Here is a 21,022-nt window from a genome sequence, read left to right as displayed (position 1 = left end):
TGAAGACACACATGAAGACACACATGAAGACACACATGAGGAGAACCGGCACCACCATGAGTCCGACCACCAGAGCACTGACCGCCGTCGGCCTTGCCCTGACCGCCGTAGGGGTGTCGGGATGGGCGACGGGCGGCGATTCCCCTGTCACGCAGGAGACGGTGACCGTCTCGGCGGAAGCGGGCACCGGCGCGGAAGGGGCGGCCGCCACCGCGTCCTCGCGGTCACCCGCCGCCAAGGGCCTCGACCGCTTCTACCGGCAGCGCCCGGACTGGGGCCCGTGCAAGGACCCCGCCCTCGCCGAGTCCGGCACGCGGTGCGCGAAGGTCACCGTCCCGCTCGACTACGCCGCGCCCAAGGGCCCCACCGTCTCGCTCACCATCTCCCGGCTGAAGGCCACCGGACCGAAGAGCGAACGGCGCGGCATCCTCCAGACCAACCCCGGTGGCCCCGGCGGGCACGGCCTGGGAATGCCCGCCCAACTGCGCGCCAAGATGACGCCGGGGGTGGCCGCCGCGTACGACGTCATCGGCATGGACACCCGTGGCCTCGGGGAGAGTTCGCCGCTCGACTGCGGTCTGGACAGCCTCTCCTGGTTCCGCGGCGCGGGCTTCGACCGGGCCTCGTTCGACCGGGTGGCGAAGAAGTCGGCCGACGACGCGCGCAAGTGCGACGCGAAGTACGGCGACCGGCTCGCGCACTACTCGACCCGGAACATCGCCCGTGACGTGGACGTCGTGCGCGGCGCGCTCGGCGAGCGCAGGACGTCCTGGTTCGGCCAGTCCTACGGCACCTACCTCGGCGCCGTCTACGCGCAGATGTTCCCCGCCCGCGTTGACAGGCTCGTCCTCGACAGCGCCATGAACCCCCGTGACTACGGGCTCACGATGTTCCAGGCCATGGGTCCGGCCAACGAGAAGGCCCTGGACGACCTGGCCCGCTGGGCGGCGCCGCGCGACGGGACGTACCGCCTGGGGAAGACGCCCGCCGCCGTGCGGGCCACCGTCGAGGGCCTGGTGCGGAAGGCCGCGAAGCAGCCGATCCAGGTCGGCGGCGACCGGCTCGACCACGAGAGCCTGCCGTTCGTCCTCTACTTCCTCGGCACGGACGACGTCGACAACGCCGAGTACGCGGGGACGCTGAGGCTGCTCGTCGACGCGGCGGAGGGCAGGCAGGCCGAGCCTTCGAAGCGGCTCGCGGGGCTCCTCGACGCGATGTTCCGCACCGGGCCCGACCAGACGGGCACCGGCAGGGACTATGCCTCCACCCTCGCCATCCTGTGCGCGGACAGCACCGCGCCCGGCGACGCCGAGTGGTACCGGCGGGCCATCGAGAAGGCCAGGCCGAAGCAGCCGGTGTTCGGTCCCTTCCACAACGCGCCGATGCCGTGCGGCTGGTGGAAGCAGAAGCCGCGCGAACCGCGCACCGAGATCGACAACGCCCTTCCCGCGCTGCAGATCCAGGCCACCGGCGACACCCGCACCACCTACGAACAGGGGCTCGGCATGCACAAGGCGATGCGCGGCTCCAAGCTGGTGACGGTCCCCGTGCGCACGCACGCGGTGTTCGTGGGTTACGCCAACGCCTGCGCGGACAAGGCCGTCAACGACTATCTGCTCACGGGCGAGTTGCCGAAGGAGGACTACACCTGCCCGCGGGGCTAGGAGTCGAACTGCCGAAGTGCCGGTGCAGTACGGCGTGTTCGGGGCTGTCCTCCGGAGCGGTCATCACCACCAGTTCGAGCCGCTCGGGCCCCGGCAGCAGATAGCCGGTGTACGCGAGGGTCAGCGGGCCCGCCACCGGGTGGTTCAGCCGCTTGTGGCCGGTGTTCGGGCCGCGCACCTCGTGCTCGTTCCAGGCGTCGGTGAACAACTCTCCCCCGTGCGCGGCCAGTTCGGCGAGGAGCGGCTCCTCGCCGGTGCGCCCGGCCAGGGCGCTGCGGAGGCGGTGGACGTTGCCGCGTGCCACCGCCTCCCAGTCCGCGTACAGCTCCCGGGCCCTCGGGTCGCAGAGGGCGAACCACGCGAGGTTGCGGCGGTGCGGCGGGAGCGCGCCGAAGTCCGTCAGGAGCCAGGCCGCCGCGTCGTTCCAGGCGAGCACGGACCGCATCGGGCTGACCAGATAGGCGGGCCACACCGTCAGCGCCCGCAGCAGATCGAGCGCGGCCCGTGGGGCCTCGGGCGGCGCGGGCGGTGCCGCGGGCGCGGGCCTGGCCGTGATCCTGTGCAGATGGCCGCGGCCGTCCGCGTCCAGGCGCAGGGCGGTGGCAAGGGCGTCGAGCACCTCCGGTGACGGGTGGCGCTGCCTGCCCTGTTCGAGCCGCGTGTAGTACTCCGGACTGATTCCGGCGAGCGCCGCCACCTCGGCGCGGCGAAGCCCCGCGAGGCGTCGGCCCGGAGTTCTCGGCAACCCGACGCATTCGGGGGTGAGCCGCGCGCGCCGGGTCCGCAGGAAACCGGCCAGCTCGGTCGGCCGGGAGGAGGAGCCGGTCGTCAGCGGGGACGCGGGTGTCCGATGTGCCGTCGTCATGGGACCAGTGTCCGTGCCGGTGATCGGCCGGGGCCAGCCCTGGGGGTGGCCCTCGCGGGGCTACCCCCGTGCGGGAGTGCCCTGGTGAGGGCGTGCCCCCGCCGGTGTCTGGTGGCGCGGCGCGGGCGCGCGGAGGCTGCCGGTCATGAGCACTTCCGCATCCAGGGCCCTTCTGACGGATCTCCGCGGCGTCGCGACGCCCGGCACGCACCCTCGCCGCACGGCGCAAAGGGACAGGTGGCTCCGCCACATGACCCTTCACACCGCACGCCGAGGGCACGCACCGAACGCCGCTCCTTCTCCCACGGTGATCCGTCAGAAGGGCCCTAGTACTCTCCGGGCGGGCACCGCACCGCCGTCGCGCCCGACGCTGCTCGCGCTGCTCGTCCTGAGCGCGGCCGCCGGACTCGACGCGGGGAGCGTCGCCGTCCTGAACAGCGCGCTGCCCGCGCTCGGCGCGGAGTTCGGCGCGGCCCCGCAGGCGCTGTCCTGGGCCGTCAGCGGCTACGCGCTCGCCTTCGCGGGGCTGCTGCTCGCCGGGGGAGCCCTCGCCGACCGCTTCCCGCGCCGCCGCGTCCTGACCGCCGGGCTGCTCGCACTGGCCGCGGGCGCCCTGCCCGCCGTGGCCGCGACCGACTTCTGGATGGTCGCGGCGGGCCGGGTCCTCCAGGGCGCGGGCGCCGCGATCACCATCCCCGCGGCGACCGCGCTGGTCGCCGACCTGTACCCGGCGGGACCCGCGCGCTCGCGCGCCCTCGGCGTCTTCGCCTCGGCGCAGGCGGGCAGTTACGGCGCGGGCCTCGTGCTCGGCGGCGTGCTCACCGGGGCGGCGGGCTGGCGGCTCGTCTTCGCGGTGCAGGGCGCGTCCGCGCTGCTCACCGCGCTCGCCGCGGTGCGGGTGCTGCCCGAGGGGGCGCCGGACAGGGGCCGCAGCGTCGACCCTGTCGGCGGCGCGGCCCTGGTGGCCACGGTCGTGCTGCTCGTCCTCGGGGTCGATCTGCTCTCCCACCGGGGCGCGGGACGCCTCTTCGCCGTCACGGCGGTGGCCGGAGCGGTCGGCGCGGGGACGTTGTGGTGGCGGCGCGGCGGCGACGCGCTGTTCGACCGGGCGCTGCTGCGGATCGCGGCGGTGCGGACGTCGGCGGCCACGGCGGTGGCGTTCTACTTCTGCGTGAACGGCTCGCTCTTCTTCGTGCCGCTGTATCTCCAGGACGTACGAGGGATGTCCCCTGCCGGGTCCGGGCTCGCGGTGCTTCCGGTCAGCGCGGCGGTGACCGTCACGGCGCTGCTCACCGGGCGCCTGCTTGAGCGGGTCGGCGCGCGCACCGTCCTCACGGCGGGACTGCTGCTGACCGGGGCGGGTGTGGCGATGTGGTGCCTGACGGATACTCAGAGTCCGTACTGGTGGCCGGTGTTCGCCGGGCTTGTCGTGACCGGGATCGGACAGGGCCTGGCGTTCCCCGCGCTCACGGTCCTCGGCCTGCGGGGTGTCCCACAGGACCGCCAAGGCGCGGCATCCGCGGTGACCGCGACGGCCCTTCAGATCGGCAGCGGGCTCGGCCCCGCGGTCCTGGCGGGAGCGGCGTCGGTGGCGGGTCCTTCGGTGCTGTCGGGCCAGCATGTCGCGTTCGTCGCGGCGGCGGGCACGGTGGTGCTCGCCGGGGGCGTTGTCGCGGGGGTGCGTAGGGCTTGGTGACGCGGGGGTGGGTCCTCCCGTACGTACGGGAGGACCCACCCCCGCGCTGAGCGCGTTGACCGTGTGCGGCGGCGTCGTGGCTGGTCGCGCAGTTCCCCGCGCCCCTTCGGGGCGCTGCCGAGTTCCCCTCACACCGCCACCGACTCCTCCATCTCCTCCTCGCGGACCTGCCCGCTGGGCGGGGTCGTTGCCGAGCGTCGTTCCCACCGGCCCGCGACGGCGACGAGCACCAGGCCCGCGACCAGCCACGCGGTCAACGTCCAGACGTGGCCGCCGAGTTCGTGGCCGCCGAAGTAGAGGTGGCTGCGGATGCCCTCGACGAAGCCCGCGCCGTTCCAGAAGGAGTGCAGGGAGCCGAAGAAGCCGTTCTGCAGTTCGGGGCGGAAGAGGCCGCCGGACGAGGTGAAGTTGAGCATCACGAAGAGGACCATCATCGCCAGCGTGGTCCAGCGCTTCAGGAACGTGTGCAGCCCTATGCCGATGAAGAGGATCCCCGCCGCGTACAGCCAGGACATCGCCCACACGCCCCACAGCCCCTGGTGCACCAGGTGGAAGACGGGGCCCGCGAGCGCCGCGCCGATCAGGCTGACGGCGAACGACACCCCGACGACGAGCCCCGCGCGCACCCGCATCCGCAGCCCCGCGCCCGCCGCGCCGAGCACCGCGACCGACGCGTACGAGCCGATGCTCACGGCGACGAGCAGGAAGAACAGGCCCTGGCCCGTGGGGTCGTCGGAGACCGTCGGTGCCACGTCGGTGACCTTCAGCGGCACGCCCTGCCCGGTCGCGACCGGCGTGAAGACCTTCTCGACGGCCATGGCGCTCATGTCGGAGCCCGCCGACGCCACGATCAGCTCGGGGGACTTGGCGCCGGGAACGTACGCGCCCGCTATGTCGAGGGACTTGAGCGCGTCGACGGCCTGCTCGCGCGAGGCGACGGTGCGGACGTCGAGCGCGTCGCCCGCCTTGTCCTCGACGCTCCGCGCGAGCACCTGGGCCCGCGCGCCCGAGCCGACGACGGCGACGGGCATCTCGTGGGGCTCGGGCGTGACGAACGCGCCCATGTAGGCGAGGCCCATGCCCAGGCACATCAGCAGGGGCGTGACCAGGTGGAGGAGGACGTGGCGCAGCGCGTCGCGCAGTCGGGGGGCGGGTTCCGCGGTGGCGGACATGAGGTGTCTCCGGTACTCGGCGTTCGACAGGTGGTTGGTGTGCACGCAGATGGTTGGTATGTACAACGAATTCTGATGTTGTACTCTACAACCATTCATGGAGAGGGAGAAATCGTGACCGAACGAGACGAGTCCATCGAGACCATCCAGCGGGAGATGACCGCGTTCGCCCGCCGTGCGCGCGCCACCGCCGCCCGGATGCACCCCGAGCTCTCGCTCGTGTCCTTCACGCTCCTCGCCCACCTGGAATTCCAGGGCGGCTGCCGGGCCACGGACCTGGCCGCGCACTACACCCTCGACAAGTCGACGATCAGCAGGCAGGTGGGGGCGCTGGAGAAGGCCGGGCTCGTCGAGCGGCGGCTCGATCCGGCCGACCACCGGGTGCACGTCCTGCACCTCACCGACCGGGGCAACGAAGTCCTCGTACAGGTCGGCGACGCCCGTCGGATCGCTTTCCGGGAGCGGCTCGCGGAGTGGGACGGGCCGGATCTGGAGCGGTTCGCCGAGTATCTGCTGCGCTACAACGAGACGGCGGCCGGTGGGGAGGGCCCGGCATAAGGTTGCACGAGACGTCTCGTCTCGCTTAAGGTCGGTGCATGACCACATCCCGGCCCGCCCACATCGCCATGTTCTCGATCGCCGCGCACGGGCACGTCAACCCGAGCCTCGAAGTCATCCGCGAGCTCGTCGCCCGTGGCCACCGCGTCACGTACGCCATCCCGCACGCCTTCGAGGAGAAGGTCGCGGAGACCGGCGCCGAGCCCCGGACCTACACCACGACGCTGCCCTCCCCGGACGACGACCCGGAGGCGTGGGGCACCGAACTGATCGACAACATCGAGCCGTTCCTGTACGACGCGATCACGGTCCTGCCCGAGCTGGCCCGCGCCTACGAGGGCGACGAGCCGGATCTCGTCCTGCACGACATCACCTCCTATCCGGCCCGCGTCCTGGCCCGCCGCTGGGGCGTCCCCGAGATCTCGCTCTCGCCGAACCTCGTCGCCTGGGAGGGGTACGAGGAGGAGGTCGCCGAGCCGATGTACGCGGAGCTGAAGGAGACCGAGCGCGGCAAGGCGTACTACGCGCGCTTCCACGCCTGGCTGGCGGAGAACGGCATCACCCAGCACCCCGACCCCTTCGTCGGGCGCCCGCCGCGCTCCCTCGTACTGATCCCGAAGGCGCTCCAGCCCAACGCCGACCGTGTCGACGAGTCCGTGCACACCTTCGTCGGCGCCTGCCAGGGCGACCGCGCGGCCCAGGGCGACTGGGAGCGGCCCGCCGGTGCGGAGAAGGTGCTGCTCGTCTCGCTCGGCTCGTCCTTCACCAAGCAGCCCGCCTTCTACCGCGCGTGCGTCGAGGCGTTCGGTGACCTGCCCGGCTGGCACGTGGTGCTCCAGGTCGGCAAGCACGTCAGTGCCGCCGATCTCGGCGAGGTGCCCGCCACCGTGGAGGTGTACCCGTGGGTGCCGCAGCTCGCGGTCCTCAGGAAGGCCGACGCCTTCATCACGCACGCCGGTGCGGGCGGCAGTCAGGAAGGGCTCGCCACCGCGACGCCGATGGTGGCCGTGCCGCAGGCCGTCGACCAGTTCGGCAACGCCGACATGCTCCAGGCGCTCGGCGTCGCCCGGCACCTGCCGATGGAGGAGGTCACCGCCCAGGCGCTGCGCGAGGCGGTCCTCGCGCTGGTGGAGGACCCGGCGGTGGCCCGCAGGCTCGCGGAGGTCAGTGCCGCGATGGCGGCGGAGGGCGGCACGCGGCGGGCGGCCGACCTCATCGAGGAGGAACTGGCCGCGGCGCGAGCCGATCGGGCCTGAGGCGGACTCCGAACGGGCCGACCGCGTCCGGAACATGTCTCCGAACGGGCCGACCGGATCAGGCATAACGGCTCGAACGGGTCGGTGTGACGCCCCGAACGGGCCCGACGTAACGCCTGGTAACCCGTTTCGGTAACGTCCCGGTCATTGGGTAACGCTCAGGTAACGCGGCACCGTCCTGGGATGGTCATTGACTCATCCCCAAGGGTTGACCGTTACCCCGGGCCAAAGGTTGCACGGGGCAGATCTTGTTCCTTGCGCCAACAGCTCCCTAGCTTGAGGTGAACTTTCGCCGAACGCCAGGAAGTTGACCCCCCATGCGTCGAGACATACCGCCCCTCGCCGAGGTGCGCCGCATCACCGAGAAGAAGCGCGACGCGTGGTGGACGGTGCTGCTCGTCGACCCGGTCGCCACGCCGCTCGTGCGCTTCACGGCGATGCGGACGAACATCACGCCCAACCAGATCACGTGGGGCGCGTTCCTCCTCGGTCTCGGCTCCGCGGCGTGCTTCGCGTTCGGGGACTGGCAGTGGCTCGCCCTCGGCGCGGTCGTCTACCACCTCAGCTTCATCCTCGACTGCATGGACGGAAAGGTCGCCCGGCTCACCGGGCAGGGCTCGGTCTTCGGCGCCTGGCTCGACTTCGTCTTCGACCGGATCCGCGTCATGGTGTGCGGCGTCGCCCTGATGGGAGGCCAGTACGAGCGCACCGGCGACGTCATCTACATCTGGCTCGCGCTCGCCGTCGTGGCCCTCGACACCCTGCGCTACATCAACTCGCTCGAAATCTTCAAGATCCGCCACTCCATGCGCAAGCAGATCAAGTCGCGCGTGCGGGCCGCGCGGCGCGCGCAGAACGAGGCGGAGCTCGCCTTCATGGAGGACCTGCTGCGGGAGAACCCCTCGGCGGACATCGAGCAGGACCTGCAGCGGGCGGCGGGCGAGGCCGCGTACGACCGGGCGGAGCCGACGGCCGAGGGGGCCGGTGCCGATGGGATCGGTGCCGACGAGGGGACGGCACCGAAGCCCAAGCCCCAGGTGATCGACCTGCACCAGGAGTTCCGCCGGAAGTTCCCCGCGTATCTGCGGGCCCGCTCCTTCCTGCTGCGGCACCGCATCCGCGCGCACCTGATCAGCGGCATCGAGTTCCAGATGGGCGTCTTCATGATCGGCCCGCTCTTCGACGCGGTGATTCCGGCGACGATCGTCTCCGGCGCGCTGCTGCTGGTGTTCGAACTCGCCATCATCTACAAGCTGTTGCTCTCGACGCGGGACTTCACGCGGACGATCGACTCGTTCGAGGAGCAGAAGGTCCCCATGGCGGCGTAAGAAGTGCCGGACGGGCTGAGGATTCAGCCCGTCCGGCGTTCGCGGACCGGGGTCCGGGGACCGGGGTCCGGGGCGGAGCCCCGAGTCAGACCCCGACCTTCTCGCCCGCGGGAGCGGCGGGGGGCGCCGTGATCTCGGTGCCCCCTTCGTCGTGCGTCATGTCCGGCAGCCACCGCAGCCACTTCGGCAGGTACCAGTTGCGTTCGCCGAGGGCGGCCATCACGGCCGGGAGCAGTACGCCCCGGATCACCGTCGCGTCGATCAGGATCGCCGCCGCGAGACCCACGCCCATCTGCTTCATGGACTGCATCGACAGCGTGCCGAAGATGGCGAAGACCGCGACCATGATGACCGCCGCGCTCGTCACCACCCCGGCCGTGGTGATCACGCCGTGCGAGATCGCGTCCTTCGTCGTACGGCCTTGGAGGCGCGCCTCGCGGATCCGGGAGACCACGAACACGTGGTAGTCCATGGAGAGGCCGAAGAGGATCACGAAGAGGAACAGCGGCAGCCACGCCACGATCGCCCCGACGCCCTCGGCGCCGACCAGGGACGCTCCCCAGCCGTGCTGGAAGACCATGACCAGGATTCCGTAGGCGGCGCCCACCGAGAGCAGGTTGAGCACGATCGAGGTCAGCGCGATCGTCAGCGACCGGAACGACAGCAGCATCAGCAGGAACGCGAAGGCCACCACGAAGGCGAAGACCGGCGGCACCGAGGAGCCGAGCTGGTCGTTGAAGTCCTTGGAGCCCGCGACCTGTCCGGTGACCGGCGCCTCGACGCCGTCGATCTTGCCCAGGGTGGCCGGGCGGACCTCGTCCCGCAGGAGCCCGAGGCTCTTCTCGGCCCTGCCCTGGTCGGAGCCGCCGATGAGCGGCACCGAGAGGACCGCGACGTCGCCGTCCTTGTGCACGGTCATCTCCACGGGCCCCTTGGACGCACCCGAGCTGACGGCCCGCGCCCGGAAGTCGGCGATCGCGTCACGCACCGGCGCGGCGTCGATGTCGTCGGCCTTCACCACGACCTCGGCCGGTTCCGCGCCCCCGGGGAACGCCTCGTTGACCCGGTCGTAGGTCGCCACGATCGGCAGTGAGTCGCCGAACTCCTGGTCCAGGGTGAGCTGTTGGGTCTTCATGCCGATGGCGGGCAGGGCGATCGCCGCGAGCAGTCCCGCGGCGATCGCCACCGAGACGCCGGGGCGCTTGAGCACCCGGCCGACGACCGCGCGCCACAACCGGCTCTCGCTCGGCACGCCGCCGCGCGCACGCCGCCGCAGGAACGGCAGGCGGCCCTTCTCCACCCGCTCGCCGAGCAGCGAGAGCAGCGCGGGCAGGACGGTGACCGAGCCGACCATCGCCACCGCGACCACCATCAGCGAGGCCAGGCCCATCGCCTGGAACTCCGTGATGCCGGTGAACAGCATGCCCGCCATCGCCACGCACACCGTGACCCCGGAGACGACCACGGCGCGGCCGCTGGTGGCCGCCGCGATCCTGAGAGCGGTCTGCGGATCGCGTCCCTTGGCGCGTTCCTCGCGTTCGCGCCGCAGATAGAAGAGGCAGTAGTCGACGCCGACCGCGAGACCCACCAGGAGCATCACGGAGTTGGCGGTGTCGCTCATCGGCTGGACGTGGCTGACCACCGCCATCAGGCCGGTCGTCGCCAGGATCGCGGAGAGGGCGAGCAGTATGGGGAGCAGCGCGGCCACCAGTGCGCCGAAGGCGACCAGGAGGATGCCGAACGCGACCGGCACCGCCGAGTACTCGGCCTGCTTGAAGTCGTTGCCGAAGGCGTCGTCGAACGTCTTCTGCATGCTGGCGGCGCCGATCTGCTCGATCCGCAGCCCCTCGTGCGCCTTCTCGACCCGGTCGACGGCCTTCAGGACCGGTGCGACGCGGTCGCCCGCGGTGTCCGCGTCGCCGCGCATGTCGAACTGGACGAGCGCGCTGCGGCCGTCCTTGGATATCGAGTCGTTTTTGTACGGCGAGGTCACGGACGTCACCTCGCCGGTGGCCTCGACCGCCTTCATCACGTCGTCGACGGCCGCCTTGAAGCGCGCGTCGCCCGCTGTGAGCGCTGTCGCGCCCTCCTTGTCGCCCGCGGAAGTGGCCTGAATCAGGACGCTCTCGCCCGCGGGTTCCTCGATCCCGGCCTTGTCGATGATCGACTGTGCCTGATTGATCTCCCCCTTGAGATCGCCGTCGCCCGCGTCGGTGCGGCCCATGGCCGAGCCGACGCCCATCGCGGCGACGACGAACAGGATCCAGATGCCGACGGCCGCCCAGCGATGCCGTGCGCTCCAGCCGCCAGCCCTGGCGGCGAGCCCCCGTGCCCGTGCAGTTCGGTTTCCCATGGCTCGAAAGTAGGGCGGCACCGGGGGAGTCCTCGTCGTGCTGTCCGGTGACTCCGGAGCGCGCGCTCTCGTCCCTGGGGCCGGTGCCCTCTCCGCGCCAGGAAGGAGGGGATATTTACAAGCCCCTTACAGTTACCGTGAGTTGGGGGTTTGGGGCCCGTGATGTCCGATCCGATGTGACAGATCCTGTTTGTTATTACAGAGCCTTGTTGAACAAGTCACAGCTGTATGAAGGTATTGATCTGCGCGCGTCAATCAGACAGGGTTTCGTCCCAACACCCGGAGATCTTCCGGGCCTCAGAGCCTGTCCCGGCGAAGTTGTTGCCGGGGCGAACCTTTTGAGGATGGCTGAACAGCTGAATACCCCCCCACAATCCCCCCACACAGCACTGAGGAGACCCCTCTTCATGGCAACTCACAAGCGTGCCCGCAAGGTGAAGCTCACCGCCGCGATAGCCACCGTCGCCACCGCGGCCGGTGTGACGATCTTCGCGACCTCGTTCGCCGGTGCGTCCACCCCCGCCGAGGGCAAGGTCTACGGCCTGGACGCCAAGGGCGCCGTCGCGGGCAGCTACATCGTCATGCTCGACGAGAAGGCCAGCAAGGACACCAAGTCCGACCTCGCCAAGGAGTACGGCGGCGAGCTGAAGCACAACTACTCGTCCGCGATCAACGGCTTCTCGGCCAAGGGCCTGAGCGAGACCGACGCCAAGCGCCTGGCCGCCGACCCGGCCGTCGGCAAGGTCGTCCAGTCGAAGAAGTTCTCCATCGACGCCACCCAGGACAACCCGCCGTCGTGGGGCCTGGACCGCATCGACCAGGCGGACACCAAGGGCGACAAGAAGTACACCTACCCCGACGCCGCGGGTGAGGGCGCCACCGCGTACGTCATCGACACCGGTGTCCGCGTCAGCCACAAGGACTTCGGCGGCCGCGCCACCTCCGGCTTCGACGCCGTGGACAACGACGACAACGCCGACGACGGCAACGGCCACGGCACGCACGTCGCGGGCACCATCGCCGGTGAGGCGCACGGTGTCGCCAAGAAGGCGAAGATCGTCGCGGTCCGCGTCCTGGACGACCAGGGCTCCGGCACCACCGAGCAGGTCGTCGCGGGCATCGACTGGGTCACCAAGAACCACAAGGGCCCCTCCGTCGCCAACATGAGCCTCGGCGGCGGCGCCGACGAAGCGCTCGACGCGGCCGTCAAGAAGTCGATCGACGCGGGCGTCACCTTCGCGGTCGCCGCGGGCAACGAGTCGACCGACGCCTCGCAGGGCTCCCCGGCCCGCGTGAAGGAGGCCATCACGGTCGCCTCCTCCACCAAGGACGACGAGCAGTCGGACTTCTCCAACTACGGCTCCGTCGTGGACATCTACGCCCCGGGCTCGGACATCACGTCCGACTGGAACACCGGTGACGACGCCACCAACACCATCTCGGGCACCTCGATGGCCACCCCGCACGTCGTGGGTGCCGCCGCCGTGTACGTCGCCGCCCACCCGGACGCCAAGCCCGCGGACGTCGCCAAGGCGCTGACCGACGGTGCGACCGCGGACAAGATCTCGAACCCGAGCGAGGGCACGCCCAACAAGCTCCTCAAGGTCGTCGAGTAATCCTCCGCGCCTGCTGAGCCGCGGCCGTCGTGCCCACCCCCACGGGGCACGGCGGCCGCTTTATCGTGGGCACATGGTGAACGGGAGATACGCGGCGCTGCTGCGCGGCATCAACGTCGGCGGCCACAAGAAGGTGCCGATGGCACGGCTCCGGACGCTCCTCGAAGGTCTTGGACACGGCGGCGTACGCACGCATCTGCAGAGCGGCAACGCGGTGTTCACGGTCGACGGGGGAGACGGGGGAGACGGGGGCGACGAGGAGACGCTCGCCGCCGCGATCGGGTCGGCCATCGAGAAGGAGTTCGGCTTCGCCGTCGACGTGCTCGTGCGCGACGCGGCGTATCTGAAGGCCGTGGCCGACGCCTGCCCGTTCCCCGCCGCCGACCTGGAGCCCAAGCAGCTCCACGTCACCTACTTCTCCGTGCCCGTCGACGAGACGCGCTTCGCCTCCGTCGACCGCGCCGCTTTCCTGCCCGAGGACTTCCATCTCGGCGACCGGGCCCTCTACCTCTACGCGCCCGACGGCCTCGGCCGCTCCAAGCTCGCCGTAAAGCTGTCGACGCCCGCCCTGAACCGGGGCATGATCGCCACCAGCCGCAACTGGAACACCGTCACCCGGCTCGTGGAGATGACCCATGACTGACCGCACCCCCGCCGTACGGGCCGCGATCGAGGGCGAACTGCGCCTGCTCGAACCGGAGGTGCGTGCCTCGCCCGAGCTCTTCGGGGCCTTGCTGCACCCGGAGTTCACCGAGTTCGGGTCGTCCGGCACGCGGTGGGACCGCGCGTCGATCATGACGGTCCTCATGGCCGACCCCGAGCCCGACGACCGCCCCATCACGGCCTCCGGCATGCGTGGCGTTCAGCTCTCCGACGACGTGGTGCACCTGACCTTCGACACGGACGACAACGGACGGCGGGCGCACCGCAGTTCGCTGTGGCGCCGCGCCGAGGACGGCTGGCGGATCTGGTTCCACCAGGCCACGCCCTTCGCCGCCGAGAGCTGAACCGGCCGGAATTGGCCCGCCCCGAGCGCGCGTCATTGGCCCGCAGGGGCGTGCCACTTGCCGCATAGTCTCTGCGTATGACGACGACGGACGGCGCGCACGGCGCCCACGGCGGGACCCGCACCAGGACCCGCATCGACTTCTACTTCGACCCGGCCTGCCCCTTCGCCTGGATCACCTCGCGCTGGATCCTGGAGGTCGAGCGCCACCGCGACCTCGACCTCCGCTTCCACGTGATGAGCCTCTACTTCCACAACGAGGGCAACGAACTCCCCGACTGGTACCGGGACCTCGTGGACCGCTCCCTCACCCTGACGCGGATCGCCGCGGCCGCCGCCGAGCAGCGCGGCGAGGAGGTTCTCCGCGACCTCTACACGGCCTTCGGCACCCGCGTCCACCAGGAGAAGAACGAGGACTTCGACGACGTCGCGCGCCAGGCGCTCGCCGAGCTCGGACTGCCCGCGTCGCTCGCCGCCGCCGCGCAGGACCCCGCGTACGACGAGGTGCTGCGCCGCAGCCACGACGGCGGCAAGGACCCGGCGGCCGAGGGCTATGTCGGCACGCCGACGATCCACGTCGACGGCACCGTCTGGTTCGGCCCCGTGCTGCGCGCGATCCCGCGCGGCGAGGAGGCGGCGCGGCTCTTCGACAGCTTCCGGGTCCTGGCCGGATACCCGGACTTCTTCGAGCTGAAGCGGACCAGGACCGGGGGCCTCGACTTCGGCTGACGCCGGGGCGGGGCGGTCCTGGGGTCAGCCGGCGACGGGCGGCGCGGGCAGCCGCGAGGTGAGCAGCAGGGTGATCCCGCCGCTCTCCTCCCGCACCTCGCGGCCCTGCGTGAAGCCGAGGCGCTTGAGCACCGTGAGGGACGCGGTGTTCTCCGAGTCCACGGTCGCGTGCACCTCGGCGAGGCCCAGCGTCTCGTGGCCGTAGGAGGTGAGCAGCCGCGCGAGCTCCGTGCCGAGGCCCAGGCCCCAGCTCGCCCTGGTCAGGCCGTATACGATCTCGTGACCATCGAGCCAGGACTCGGGCGAGGGCTTGACCTCGGCGTGCCCGACGTAGCGCCCCTCGTGCCGCACCGCCCAGACGGGGAAGCGGTTCTCCGCGTAGACATAGCTGAAGATCCGGTGGAACAGCGCCCGGTCCTGCGCCGCGGTCTGCATGCCGTCCCCGAACCAGCGGCCCACCGCCTCGTCCTGGAACAGGGACACGAAGTCCGCCTCGTCGGTCTCGGCGTAGGGGGAGAGGACCAGGCGTTCGGACCGCAGTTCGGGTGTCATCCGCGAGACGGTAAGGGGGCGGGGCGCCTCGCGGCAAGCGGATTCACGCGGCCGTTCGGCCGCCGTGTCCGGTGCCGCGTCCGGCCGGTCTCAGCTCACCGTGCGGGGCAGTCCGATCGGGTTCGGGAAGGGGACGATGTCCTGGTCGAGGATTTTGCGCGTCGCCGGTTCCAGGGCCGTGAGGAGTCCTTCCGTCTCGGTCTCGGAGAGGGGACGCAGCAGCCGCGCGGCGAGCCTGTCGGTGTCGGCCTCGATCAACTGCCGTTCCGTACGGCCCTGTTCGGTCGCCGCACCGGACGCGTCGACCAGACCGCGGTCGCGCATCAGGTCCGCGGTGGCCGCCCACTCCTCCTCGCTCCAGCCCCGGTCCCGCCGGATGCCGTCCGCGTTCACCCGGCCGGTGGCCGCGGCGAGGGCGAGTGCCTCGCGGGCGTCCAGGCCGTGGTCGGCGAGCGCCGTCACGTGCGCGTCGCCCCTGAACTCCCGTACGCAGGTGGTGAGATGCCACAGCCGCTCGACGGGGTCGGCCCGGTCGTACAGATCGCGGTTGGCGGCGAACAGCGGGCGGGCCAGCGCCGGTGCGTCCTCGACGACGGCGGCCAGGAGGGGATTGACGGCGGACGCCAACGCGTCGACGCCGGGCACCAGTTGGCGCAAGGCGCGGGCGGTGAGCCGGGCGCGCTCCTGAAGGACCCGGTCGGGCGAGGCGTACTCCCAGGCCGACGGCAGGGCGCGGGCCACCATGCCGGGCGCGAAGACGCCGAGCGCCGCCGTGGCCACCGCGGACCCGACCCGGCCCATCGGCGCCGTACGCGCGGCGAAGTACCCCATCCAGAAGCCCTTGAGCCCCACCGCCCTGCCGAGACCCCGGCAGCGCTCGTCGAAATAGATCACCGCGTGCAAGGGTTCGGTCCGCAGCCACAGCGTGCGGGATCGGGTCGGGGTCATGCCACCACAAACTAGGCCAGTGCGGGAATCCGCGCCAGGGGAGCTACCGGAGAGTCGGCCCGTGCGTACGCCTCTTCGTAGCGCCGCACGAGCAGCCTGGCCACCGCAGGTGCGGGACCGAGGACATCGGCGAGCACATCGGCCTCCGCGGCGCCCCGCGCGATGCGGTCCGGCAGGAAGCCCGGGGCCAGTACGTAGGGCGCCACCGCGACGCGGCGCACGCCCGGCACGTCCCGCAGCTCGCGCACGACGTCCTCGGTGCGCGGCAGAGATGCGGAGGCGAACGCAGGCCGCACGGCACACCAACCGGTGAGCCGCCACTCCCGCGCGATTTCAGCGATCACTGCGATCGCCTCCGGGTCGGAGGACCCCGCCGAGGCCAGGACGACCCCGGTCGAGGACTTGTCGGCGGGGGTCAACCCCGCCTCGTGGAGCCGCTGTTCGAGCGCGCCGAGCAGCAGCGGGGAAGGGCCGAGGACCGCGGCCTGCCGGACGCGCAGGCTCGCGGGCGCCGCGCGCAGCACCGCGGGGATGTCCGCCTTCGCGTGGAACGCGCGCGTGAGCAGGAGCGGCAGGGCCATCACGTCGCGTACGCCCTCGGCCGCGAGCCGCGCCAACACCCCCGACACGGTGGGCGCGTTGAAGTCCAGGAAGCCCGTCTCCACCCGCAGCCCGGGCCGCAGCGAGCGCACCGCGCGCACCAGGGCGTGCACGGTCTCGGCGTGTCGCGGGTCGCGGCTGCCGTGCGCGATGACGAGGAGTACGGGGTGGTCCTCGGTGGGAAGTGTCGCTCGGTACGGGGGAGTTGGGTGCGGGGGAGTTCGGTGCATGGGAGTTCAGCTCTTCACGAGGAGTCCGCGGCCGCGCAGCACGCGCCGCTCGAGGGGGCTGAAGATCAGCAGGTCGATGGCGATGCCGACGATCAGGATGAGGAAGATGGCCAGGAAGATCATGGGCATGGAGCTGGCGTTGCGGCCGTTCTCCAGGAGCTGGCCGAGGCCCACGCCGAGGTCGGGCGACGACGCGATGATCTCGGCGGCCATCAGCGAGCGCCAGGAGAACGCCCAGCCCTGCTTGAGGCCCGCGAGATAGCCGGGCAGCGCGGCGGGGAGCACGATGTGCCAGGTGTGCCGCAGCCCCGTCGCGCCGAGCGTGCGGCCCGCGCGCAGGAACAGCGGCGGCACCTGGTCGACGCCGGAGACCAGGCCGTTGGCGATGGAGGGCACGGCGCCGAGCAGGATCACCGCGTACATCATCTGGTTGTTCAGGCCGAGCCAGAGCACGGCGGGCGGCACCCAGGCGACCGAGGGCAGCGACTGCAGGCCGGAGAGGATCGGTCCGATCGCGGCCCTGATGAACCGCACCCGGGCGACGATCAGGCCGAGCGGCGTGCCGATCGCCAGGGCGAAGAGGAAGCCGAGAAGGCCGCGCGACACGGACGTCCAGATGAAGTCGAGGAGCGTGCCCTGCTTCCACGCGTCGGCCACCTCGTCCCAGACCGCGGACGGCGAGGGCAGCTTGGTGGGATCGTCGACGATCTTGAAGGAGACCAGTGCCTGCCACACGAGCAGCACGAGCACCACCGCGGTCAGCGGCGGCACCACCTTCTGGACCAGGACCTGGCGCACGGGCGTGCGGGTGGGGCCCGCGCCGGACTCCAGGGCGTCGAGTCCCGCCTCCAGACCCGCGAGATCCTGGCCGTCCCCGGCCTCCTTGACCGGGCCTGTCGCCTCAGCGACCGGTCCTGTCGTCTCAGTGCTGGCCATGGCGGCGGATCTCCCCACGCAGTTGTTCGGTGATCTCGACGGACAGTTCCGCCACCGCGGTGTCCTCGATGCGGCGCGGGTGCGGGATGTCGACCCGCCACTCGTGCGCCACCCGGCCGGGACGCGACGAGAGGAGCACCACGCGCTGCGCGAGCCGCACGGCCTCGCGCACGTTGTGCGTGACGAAGAGGACGGAGACGTTCGTCTCGCGCCAGACGCGGGTCAGCTCGTCGTGCAGGACGTCCCTGGTGATCGCGTCGAGCGCCGCGAACGGCTCGTCCATCAGCAGGATGTTGCTGTCCTGGGCGAGCGCGCGGGCCAGGGCGACCCGCTGGCGCATGCCGCCGGACAGCTCGTGCACCCGCTTGCCGTACGCCCCGTGCAGGCGCACGAGTTCGAGCAGCTCCTCGGCCCGCGTCCGGCGCTCCGCCTTCGGGGTGCCGCGCAGCTTCAGGGCGAGCTCGATGTTCTTGCCCGCGGTCAGCCACGGGAAGAGCGCGTGCTCCTGGAACATCAGGGCGGGGCGGCCGTCGGTCGCGATGGTGCCCGCGGACGGCTCGTCGAGCCCGGCGACCAGGTTGAGCAGCGTCGACTTGCCGCAGCCCGAGGCTCCCAGGAGGGTGACGAACTCGCCGGGAGCGACATCGAGCGTGATGTCGTCCAGGACGAGCTGCGGTCCCGCGGGGCCGCCGAAGGACTTCGAGACGTGCTCGATCCTGGCGGCGTGCGATGCCGTGGTGCGGCTGTCGTCCGCGGCCTTGGCGAGGGTGGTTGCCATGGTCGTCACCTCCTGGGAACTGGTCGTCTGACGGGGCTACTTGACGCCGAGACCGGCGTCGTCGACCGAGGGCTCGCCCGCGGCCTTGAGGACCTTGTTCAGCGGACCGAGGTCGTAGATGCCCTTGAGGTCGGGCTTCTCCAGGAGTCCGGCCTTGACCGCGTGGTCCGCCTCCGCGTCGAGCGTGGCGGCCAGCGGGTCGTTGGTCGTCTGGATGGACTTCCACGCCGGGTCGAGCACCTCGGCGGGCAGCGGCTTGCCGGAGTCCGCCTTCAGCTGGGCGTTGGCGGCGGCCTTCGCCTTGTCCGGGTTGGCCTTGATCCACGCGTTGGTCTTGACCGCGCCGCGCAGCACGGCCTCGACGACCTTCGGGTGGTCCTTCAGGAAGCTCTGCTTCACGATGATGTTCGTGATCACGAACTTCTTGTCGGGCCACAGGTCGGACTCGTCGAGGAGGACCTTGCCGCCCTCGGCGACCAGCTTGGACGCGGTCGGCTCGGGCACCCAGGCGCCGTCGATGGAACCGGACTTGTAGGCGTCCGGGGTGATCTTGTTGTCGGTGCGGACCACCGACACGTCGCCCTTGCCGCTCTGCGCGTCGACCTTCCAGCCCTTCTCGGCGATCCAGTTGAGGAAGGCCACGTCCTGGGTGTTGCCGAGCTGCGGCGTCGCGATCTTCTTGCCCTTGACGTCGTCCTGGGACTTGATCTTCTTGGGGTTCACCACGAGCTTCACGCCGCCGGACGCCGAACCGCCGATGATGCGCAGGTTCTTGCCCTGGGACTTGGTGTAGCCGTTGATCGCGGGCGACGGGCCGATCCAGCCGATGTCGATCGATCCCGCGTTCAGCGCCTCGATCTCCGAGGGACCCGCGTTGAACTGGGAGTACTTGGCCTCCGTGCCGCCGAGCTCCTTCTGGAACAGGCCCTGCTGGCTGCCCACGAGGGCGGTGGCGTGGGTGAGGTTCGGGAAGTACCCGATCTTCACGCTGTCCAGGTCCTCGATCTTCTCAGCGCCCGAGGCGACCTTGGACTTGTCGTCGTTCTTGTCGGCCTCGGAGCCGTAGCCGCAGGCGGAGAGCGCCAGGGCGAGCAGGGGCAGCGCCGCGAGGGCGGCGATCTTGGTGCGTGGAGCAGGCACGGGAGGTGGTCCTCTCGTTGGCCCGGCGCACGCGTCAGGGCGTGGCCGGGAGGTCGGCAGGTCTTCGTCTGTGTCTTCGCGGGGACGGTGCGTGGGCGCGCAGGCAGTGCGCGTACGTCATCGCGCACATCGCGCCACCCCGCCCTGCCCGCTGCCGAGGGCGCCGCTGCCGATGCGGCCGCCCTCCTTCGCGAACGTCGCGAACACGTCGACGTAGGTCATGGTCAGAAGTCCCAACCGGCTTCGTCGGCGGGGGCTTCGGCCTCGGCGGGAGCGTCGGTGGGGGCGGCGAAGGCCGCGCCCACCATGCCCGCGGCGAGCGTCGTGCCGTCCGCCGGGTCGATCAGGAGGAACGAGCCGGTGCGCCGGGAATCCGCGTACGCGTCGAGCGCGAGCGGTTCCGCGGTGCGGACCAGGACGCGGCCGATGTCGTTGGCGACCAGCTGCCCGGGCTCGGGGTGCTGCGAGAGGTCGTCCAGGGTGAGCCTGGAGGGGATCTCCTTGACGATCGCCTTGACCGTACGGGTGGTGTGCTTGAGCAGCACCCGCTGGCCGACGGCGAGCGCGGTGTCCGCGACGTGGCAGACCGTCGCCTCGATGTCCTGCGTGGCCTTCGGGACGTCGCCGCTCGGCACGATCAGGTCGCCGCGCGAGATGTCGATGTCGTCCTCGAGAAGCAGGGTGATCGACTGCGGCGTCCACGCCACGTCGACCGCCGTGCCGAGCAGGTCGATCCCCGCGACCTTCGAGGTGCGCCCCGACGGCAGCACGGTGACGGACTCGCCCACCCGGAAGGTGCCCGCCGCGATCTGGCCCGCGTAGCCCCGGTAGTCCGGGTGCTCGGCGGTCTGCGGGCGGATCACGTACTGCACGGGGAGACGCGCGTGGCAGGAGGTCAGGTCGTGGCTGACCGGCACCGTCTCCAGGTGTTCCAGGACGGTCGGTCCGCCGTACCAGTCCATGTTCGACGAGGGCTCGACGACGTTGTCGCCGGCCAGCGCCGAGATCGGGATCGCGGTGATCTCCGGAACGCCCAACTCACTGGCGTACGCGGTGAATTCCTCGGCGATCCGGGCGAAGACCGACTCCTCGTAGGAGACCAGGTCCATCTTGTTCACCGCGAGCACGACGTGCGGGACGCGGAGCAGCGCGGCGACCGCGGCGTGCCTGCGGGTCTGCTCGATGACGCCGTTGCGGGCGTCGACGAGGACGACCGCGAGGTCGGCGGTGGAGGCGCCCGTGACCATGTTCCGGGTGTACTGCACGTGCCCCGGGGTGTCGGCGAGGATGAACCGGCGCCGGGCCGTGGCGAAGTAGCGGTAGGCGACGTCGATGGTGATGCCCTGCTCGCGCTCGGCCCGCAGGCCGTCCGTGAGCAGCGCGAGGTCGGGGGCCTCGGCGCCGCGGCTCGCCGAGACGCGCTCCACGGCCTCCAGCTGGTCGGTGAGGACCGACTTGGAGTCGTGGAGCAGGCGGCCCACCAGGGTGGACTTGCCGTCGTCGACGGATCCGGCGGTGGCGAACCGCAGCAGGGTGGTGGCCGACAACTGCTCGGTGGAGAGCGGCTGTACCGGCTCAGTGGTGCTGTTGCTCAT

At 71.2% G+C, this 21,022-nt stretch carries 19 protein-coding genes; 9 read left to right on the top strand and 10 right to left on the bottom strand.

The window, feature by feature from the left end:
- The first annotated feature begins 56 nt into the window (after positions 1–56).
- A complete protein-coding gene (locus CP970_RS09290) occupies positions 57–1,664 on the top strand; it encodes an alpha/beta hydrolase (RefSeq protein WP_079043845.1) in 1,608 nt (535 codons plus the stop codon).
- Here CP970_RS09290 and CP970_RS09285 read toward each other — a convergent pair.
- Positions 1,618–2,529: a helix-turn-helix domain-containing protein gene (locus CP970_RS09285; protein WP_150493166.1), complete on the bottom strand. Its 912-nt coding sequence runs from the start codon at positions 2,527–2,529 to the stop codon at positions 1,618–1,620. The genes CP970_RS09290 and CP970_RS09285 overlap by 47 nt on opposite strands.
- 250 nt (positions 2,530–2,779) lie before the next feature.
- Between CP970_RS09285 and CP970_RS09280 the strand changes: the two genes are divergently transcribed.
- The gene (locus tag CP970_RS09280) at positions 2,780–4,225 is read left to right on the top strand and encodes an MFS transporter (protein WP_157877817.1); all 1,446 of its coding nucleotides are present in this window, start codon (positions 2,780–2,782) and stop codon (positions 4,223–4,225) included.
- Positions 4,226–4,353: 128 nt separating this feature from the next.
- On the opposite strand, the gene CP970_RS09275 is transcribed toward CP970_RS09280, so the two are convergent.
- Entirely contained in the window at positions 4,354–5,397 is a 1,044-nt protein-coding gene (locus CP970_RS09275; RefSeq protein ID WP_055554783.1) for an ABC-2 transporter permease, read from the bottom strand.
- Between the two features lie 75 nt (positions 5,398–5,472).
- Between CP970_RS09275 and CP970_RS09270 the strand changes: the two genes are divergently transcribed.
- From CP970_RS09270 to CP970_RS09260, 3 genes are all read left to right on the top strand, one after another.
- Positions 5,473–5,955, top strand: coding sequence for a MarR family winged helix-turn-helix transcriptional regulator (locus CP970_RS09270; protein ID WP_191094893.1), 483 nt, complete (start codon positions 5,473–5,475; stop codon positions 5,953–5,955).
- Positions 5,956–5,993: 38 nt separating this feature from the next.
- The gene (gene mgt, locus CP970_RS09265) at positions 5,994–7,211 is read left to right on the top strand and encodes a macrolide-inactivating glycosyltransferase (protein ID WP_055554727.1); all 1,218 of its coding nucleotides are present in this window, start codon (positions 5,994–5,996) and stop codon (positions 7,209–7,211) included.
- Positions 7,212–7,528: 317 nt separating this feature from the next.
- The gene (locus CP970_RS09260) at positions 7,529–8,539 is read left to right on the top strand and encodes a CDP-alcohol phosphatidyltransferase family protein (protein WP_055554729.1); all 1,011 of its coding nucleotides are present in this window, start codon (positions 7,529–7,531) and stop codon (positions 8,537–8,539) included.
- Between the two features lie 85 nt (positions 8,540–8,624).
- Here CP970_RS09260 and CP970_RS09255 read toward each other — a convergent pair whose 3' ends face one another.
- The gene (locus tag CP970_RS09255; protein WP_055554731.1) at positions 8,625–10,892 is read right to left on the bottom strand and encodes an MMPL family transporter; all 2,268 of its coding nucleotides are present in this window, start codon (positions 10,890–10,892) and stop codon (positions 8,625–8,627) included.
- 407 nt (positions 10,893–11,299) lie between these two features.
- On the opposite strand from CP970_RS09255, the gene CP970_RS09250 reads away from it, so the two are divergent.
- From CP970_RS09250 to CP970_RS09235, 4 genes are all read left to right on the top strand, one after another.
- Entirely contained in the window at positions 11,300–12,508 is a 1,209-nt protein-coding gene (locus CP970_RS09250; RefSeq protein ID WP_055554733.1) for a S8 family peptidase, read from the top strand.
- A gap of 73 nt (positions 12,509–12,581) precedes the next feature.
- Positions 12,582–13,151, top strand: a complete 570-nt coding sequence (locus tag CP970_RS09245; RefSeq protein ID WP_055554735.1) for a DUF1697 domain-containing protein — start codon at positions 12,582–12,584, stop codon at positions 13,149–13,151.
- Complete coding sequence (locus CP970_RS09240) at positions 13,144–13,515, top strand: nuclear transport factor 2 family protein (protein ID WP_055554737.1); 372 nt, start codon at positions 13,144–13,146, stop codon at positions 13,513–13,515. Before CP970_RS09245 ends, CP970_RS09240 begins: the two co-directional genes overlap by 8 nt.
- A gap of 77 nt (positions 13,516–13,592) precedes the next feature.
- Complete coding sequence (locus CP970_RS09235) at positions 13,593–14,243, top strand: mycothiol-dependent nitroreductase Rv2466c family protein (protein WP_055554740.1); 651 nt, start codon at positions 13,593–13,595, stop codon at positions 14,241–14,243.
- A 24-nt stretch (positions 14,244–14,267) separates the two neighbouring features.
- Here the strand turns inward: CP970_RS09235 and CP970_RS09230 are convergent, their stop codons facing one another.
- The 7 genes from CP970_RS09230 to CP970_RS09200 all read right to left on the bottom strand — a co-directional run bounded on the left by CP970_RS09230 (position 14,268) and on the right by CP970_RS09200 (position 21,022).
- Positions 14,268–14,795, bottom strand: a complete 528-nt coding sequence (locus CP970_RS09230) for a GNAT family N-acetyltransferase (RefSeq protein ID WP_055554742.1) — start codon at positions 14,793–14,795, stop codon at positions 14,268–14,270.
- Between the two features lie 90 nt (positions 14,796–14,885).
- On the bottom strand, positions 14,886–15,743 hold the full coding sequence (locus CP970_RS09225; RefSeq protein WP_055554744.1) for an SCO6745 family protein: 858 nt from the start codon (positions 15,741–15,743) through the stop codon (positions 14,886–14,888).
- An 11-nt stretch (positions 15,744–15,754) separates the two neighbouring features.
- A complete protein-coding gene (locus CP970_RS09220; protein ID WP_079043953.1) occupies positions 15,755–16,573 on the bottom strand; it encodes a sirohydrochlorin chelatase in 819 nt (272 codons plus the stop codon).
- A gap of 6 nt (positions 16,574–16,579) precedes the next feature.
- Positions 16,580–17,509, bottom strand: a complete 930-nt coding sequence (locus tag CP970_RS09215) for an ABC transporter permease (protein ID WP_055554746.1) — start codon at positions 17,507–17,509, stop codon at positions 16,580–16,582.
- Complete coding sequence (locus CP970_RS09210; protein ID WP_055554748.1) at positions 17,496–18,287, bottom strand: ABC transporter ATP-binding protein; 792 nt, start codon at positions 18,285–18,287, stop codon at positions 17,496–17,498. Before CP970_RS09210 ends, CP970_RS09215 begins: the two co-directional genes overlap by 14 nt.
- A 36-nt stretch (positions 18,288–18,323) precedes the next feature.
- Positions 18,324–19,427, bottom strand: coding sequence for an aliphatic sulfonate ABC transporter substrate-binding protein (locus CP970_RS09205; RefSeq protein ID WP_055554750.1), 1,104 nt, complete (start codon positions 19,425–19,427; stop codon positions 18,324–18,326).
- A 224-nt stretch (positions 19,428–19,651) separates the two neighbouring features.
- Positions 19,652–21,022, bottom strand: a complete 1,371-nt coding sequence (locus CP970_RS09200; protein ID WP_055554754.1) for a sulfate adenylyltransferase subunit 1 — start codon at positions 21,020–21,022, stop codon at positions 19,652–19,654.

It is taken from the genome of Streptomyces kanamyceticus, from assembly GCF_008704495.1.
Taxonomy (GTDB): Bacteria; Actinomycetota; Actinomycetes; order Streptomycetales; family Streptomycetaceae; genus Streptomyces; species Streptomyces kanamyceticus.
This window is presented reverse-complemented; position numbering and strand designations above follow the sequence as displayed.

Excerpts from the sequence above, each read along its gene's own strand:
- CP970_RS09215 (WP_055554746.1), bottom strand. The coding sequence starts at position 17,509 with ATGGCCAGCACTGAGACGACAGGACCGGTCGCTGAGGCGACAGGCCCG.
- CP970_RS09270 (WP_191094893.1), top strand. The coding sequence starts at position 5,473 with ATGTTGTACTCTACAACCATTCATGGAGAGGGAGAAATCGTGACCGAA.
- CP970_RS09220 (WP_079043953.1), bottom strand. The coding sequence starts at position 16,573 with ATGCACCGAACTCCCCCGCACCCAACTCCCCCGTACCGAGCGACACTT.
- mgt (WP_055554727.1), top strand. The coding sequence starts at position 5,994 with ATGACCACATCCCGGCCCGCCCACATCGCCATGTTCTCGATCGCCGCG.
- CP970_RS09210 (WP_055554748.1), bottom strand. The coding sequence starts at position 18,287 with ATGGCAACCACCCTCGCCAAGGCCGCGGACGACAGCCGCACCACGGCA.
- CP970_RS09235 (WP_055554740.1), top strand. The coding sequence starts at position 13,593 with ATGACGACGACGGACGGCGCGCACGGCGCCCACGGCGGGACCCGCACC.
- CP970_RS09245 (WP_055554735.1), top strand. The coding sequence starts at position 12,582 with ATGGTGAACGGGAGATACGCGGCGCTGCTGCGCGGCATCAACGTCGGC.
- CP970_RS09255 (WP_055554731.1), bottom strand. The coding sequence starts at position 10,892 with ATGGGAAACCGAACTGCACGGGCACGGGGGCTCGCCGCCAGGGCTGGC.
- CP970_RS09290 (WP_079043845.1), top strand. The coding sequence starts at position 57 with ATGAGTCCGACCACCAGAGCACTGACCGCCGTCGGCCTTGCCCTGACC.
- CP970_RS09275 (WP_055554783.1), bottom strand. The coding sequence starts at position 5,397 with ATGTCCGCCACCGCGGAACCCGCCCCCCGACTGCGCGACGCGCTGCGC.
- CP970_RS09285 (WP_150493166.1), bottom strand. The coding sequence starts at position 2,529 with ATGACGACGGCACATCGGACACCCGCGTCCCCGCTGACGACCGGCTCC.
- CP970_RS09240 (WP_055554737.1), top strand. The coding sequence starts at position 13,144 with ATGACTGACCGCACCCCCGCCGTACGGGCCGCGATCGAGGGCGAACTG.
- CP970_RS09200 (WP_055554754.1), bottom strand. The coding sequence starts at position 21,022 with ATGAGCAACAGCACCACTGAGCCGGTACAGCCGCTCTCCACCGAGCAG.
- CP970_RS09225 (WP_055554744.1), bottom strand. The coding sequence starts at position 15,743 with ATGACCCCGACCCGATCCCGCACGCTGTGGCTGCGGACCGAACCCTTG.
- CP970_RS09280 (WP_157877817.1), top strand. The coding sequence starts at position 2,780 with ATGACCCTTCACACCGCACGCCGAGGGCACGCACCGAACGCCGCTCCT.
- CP970_RS09230 (WP_055554742.1), bottom strand. The coding sequence starts at position 14,795 with ATGACACCCGAACTGCGGTCCGAACGCCTGGTCCTCTCCCCCTACGCC.
- CP970_RS09260 (WP_055554729.1), top strand. The coding sequence starts at position 7,529 with ATGCGTCGAGACATACCGCCCCTCGCCGAGGTGCGCCGCATCACCGAG.
- CP970_RS09250 (WP_055554733.1), top strand. The coding sequence starts at position 11,300 with ATGGCAACTCACAAGCGTGCCCGCAAGGTGAAGCTCACCGCCGCGATA.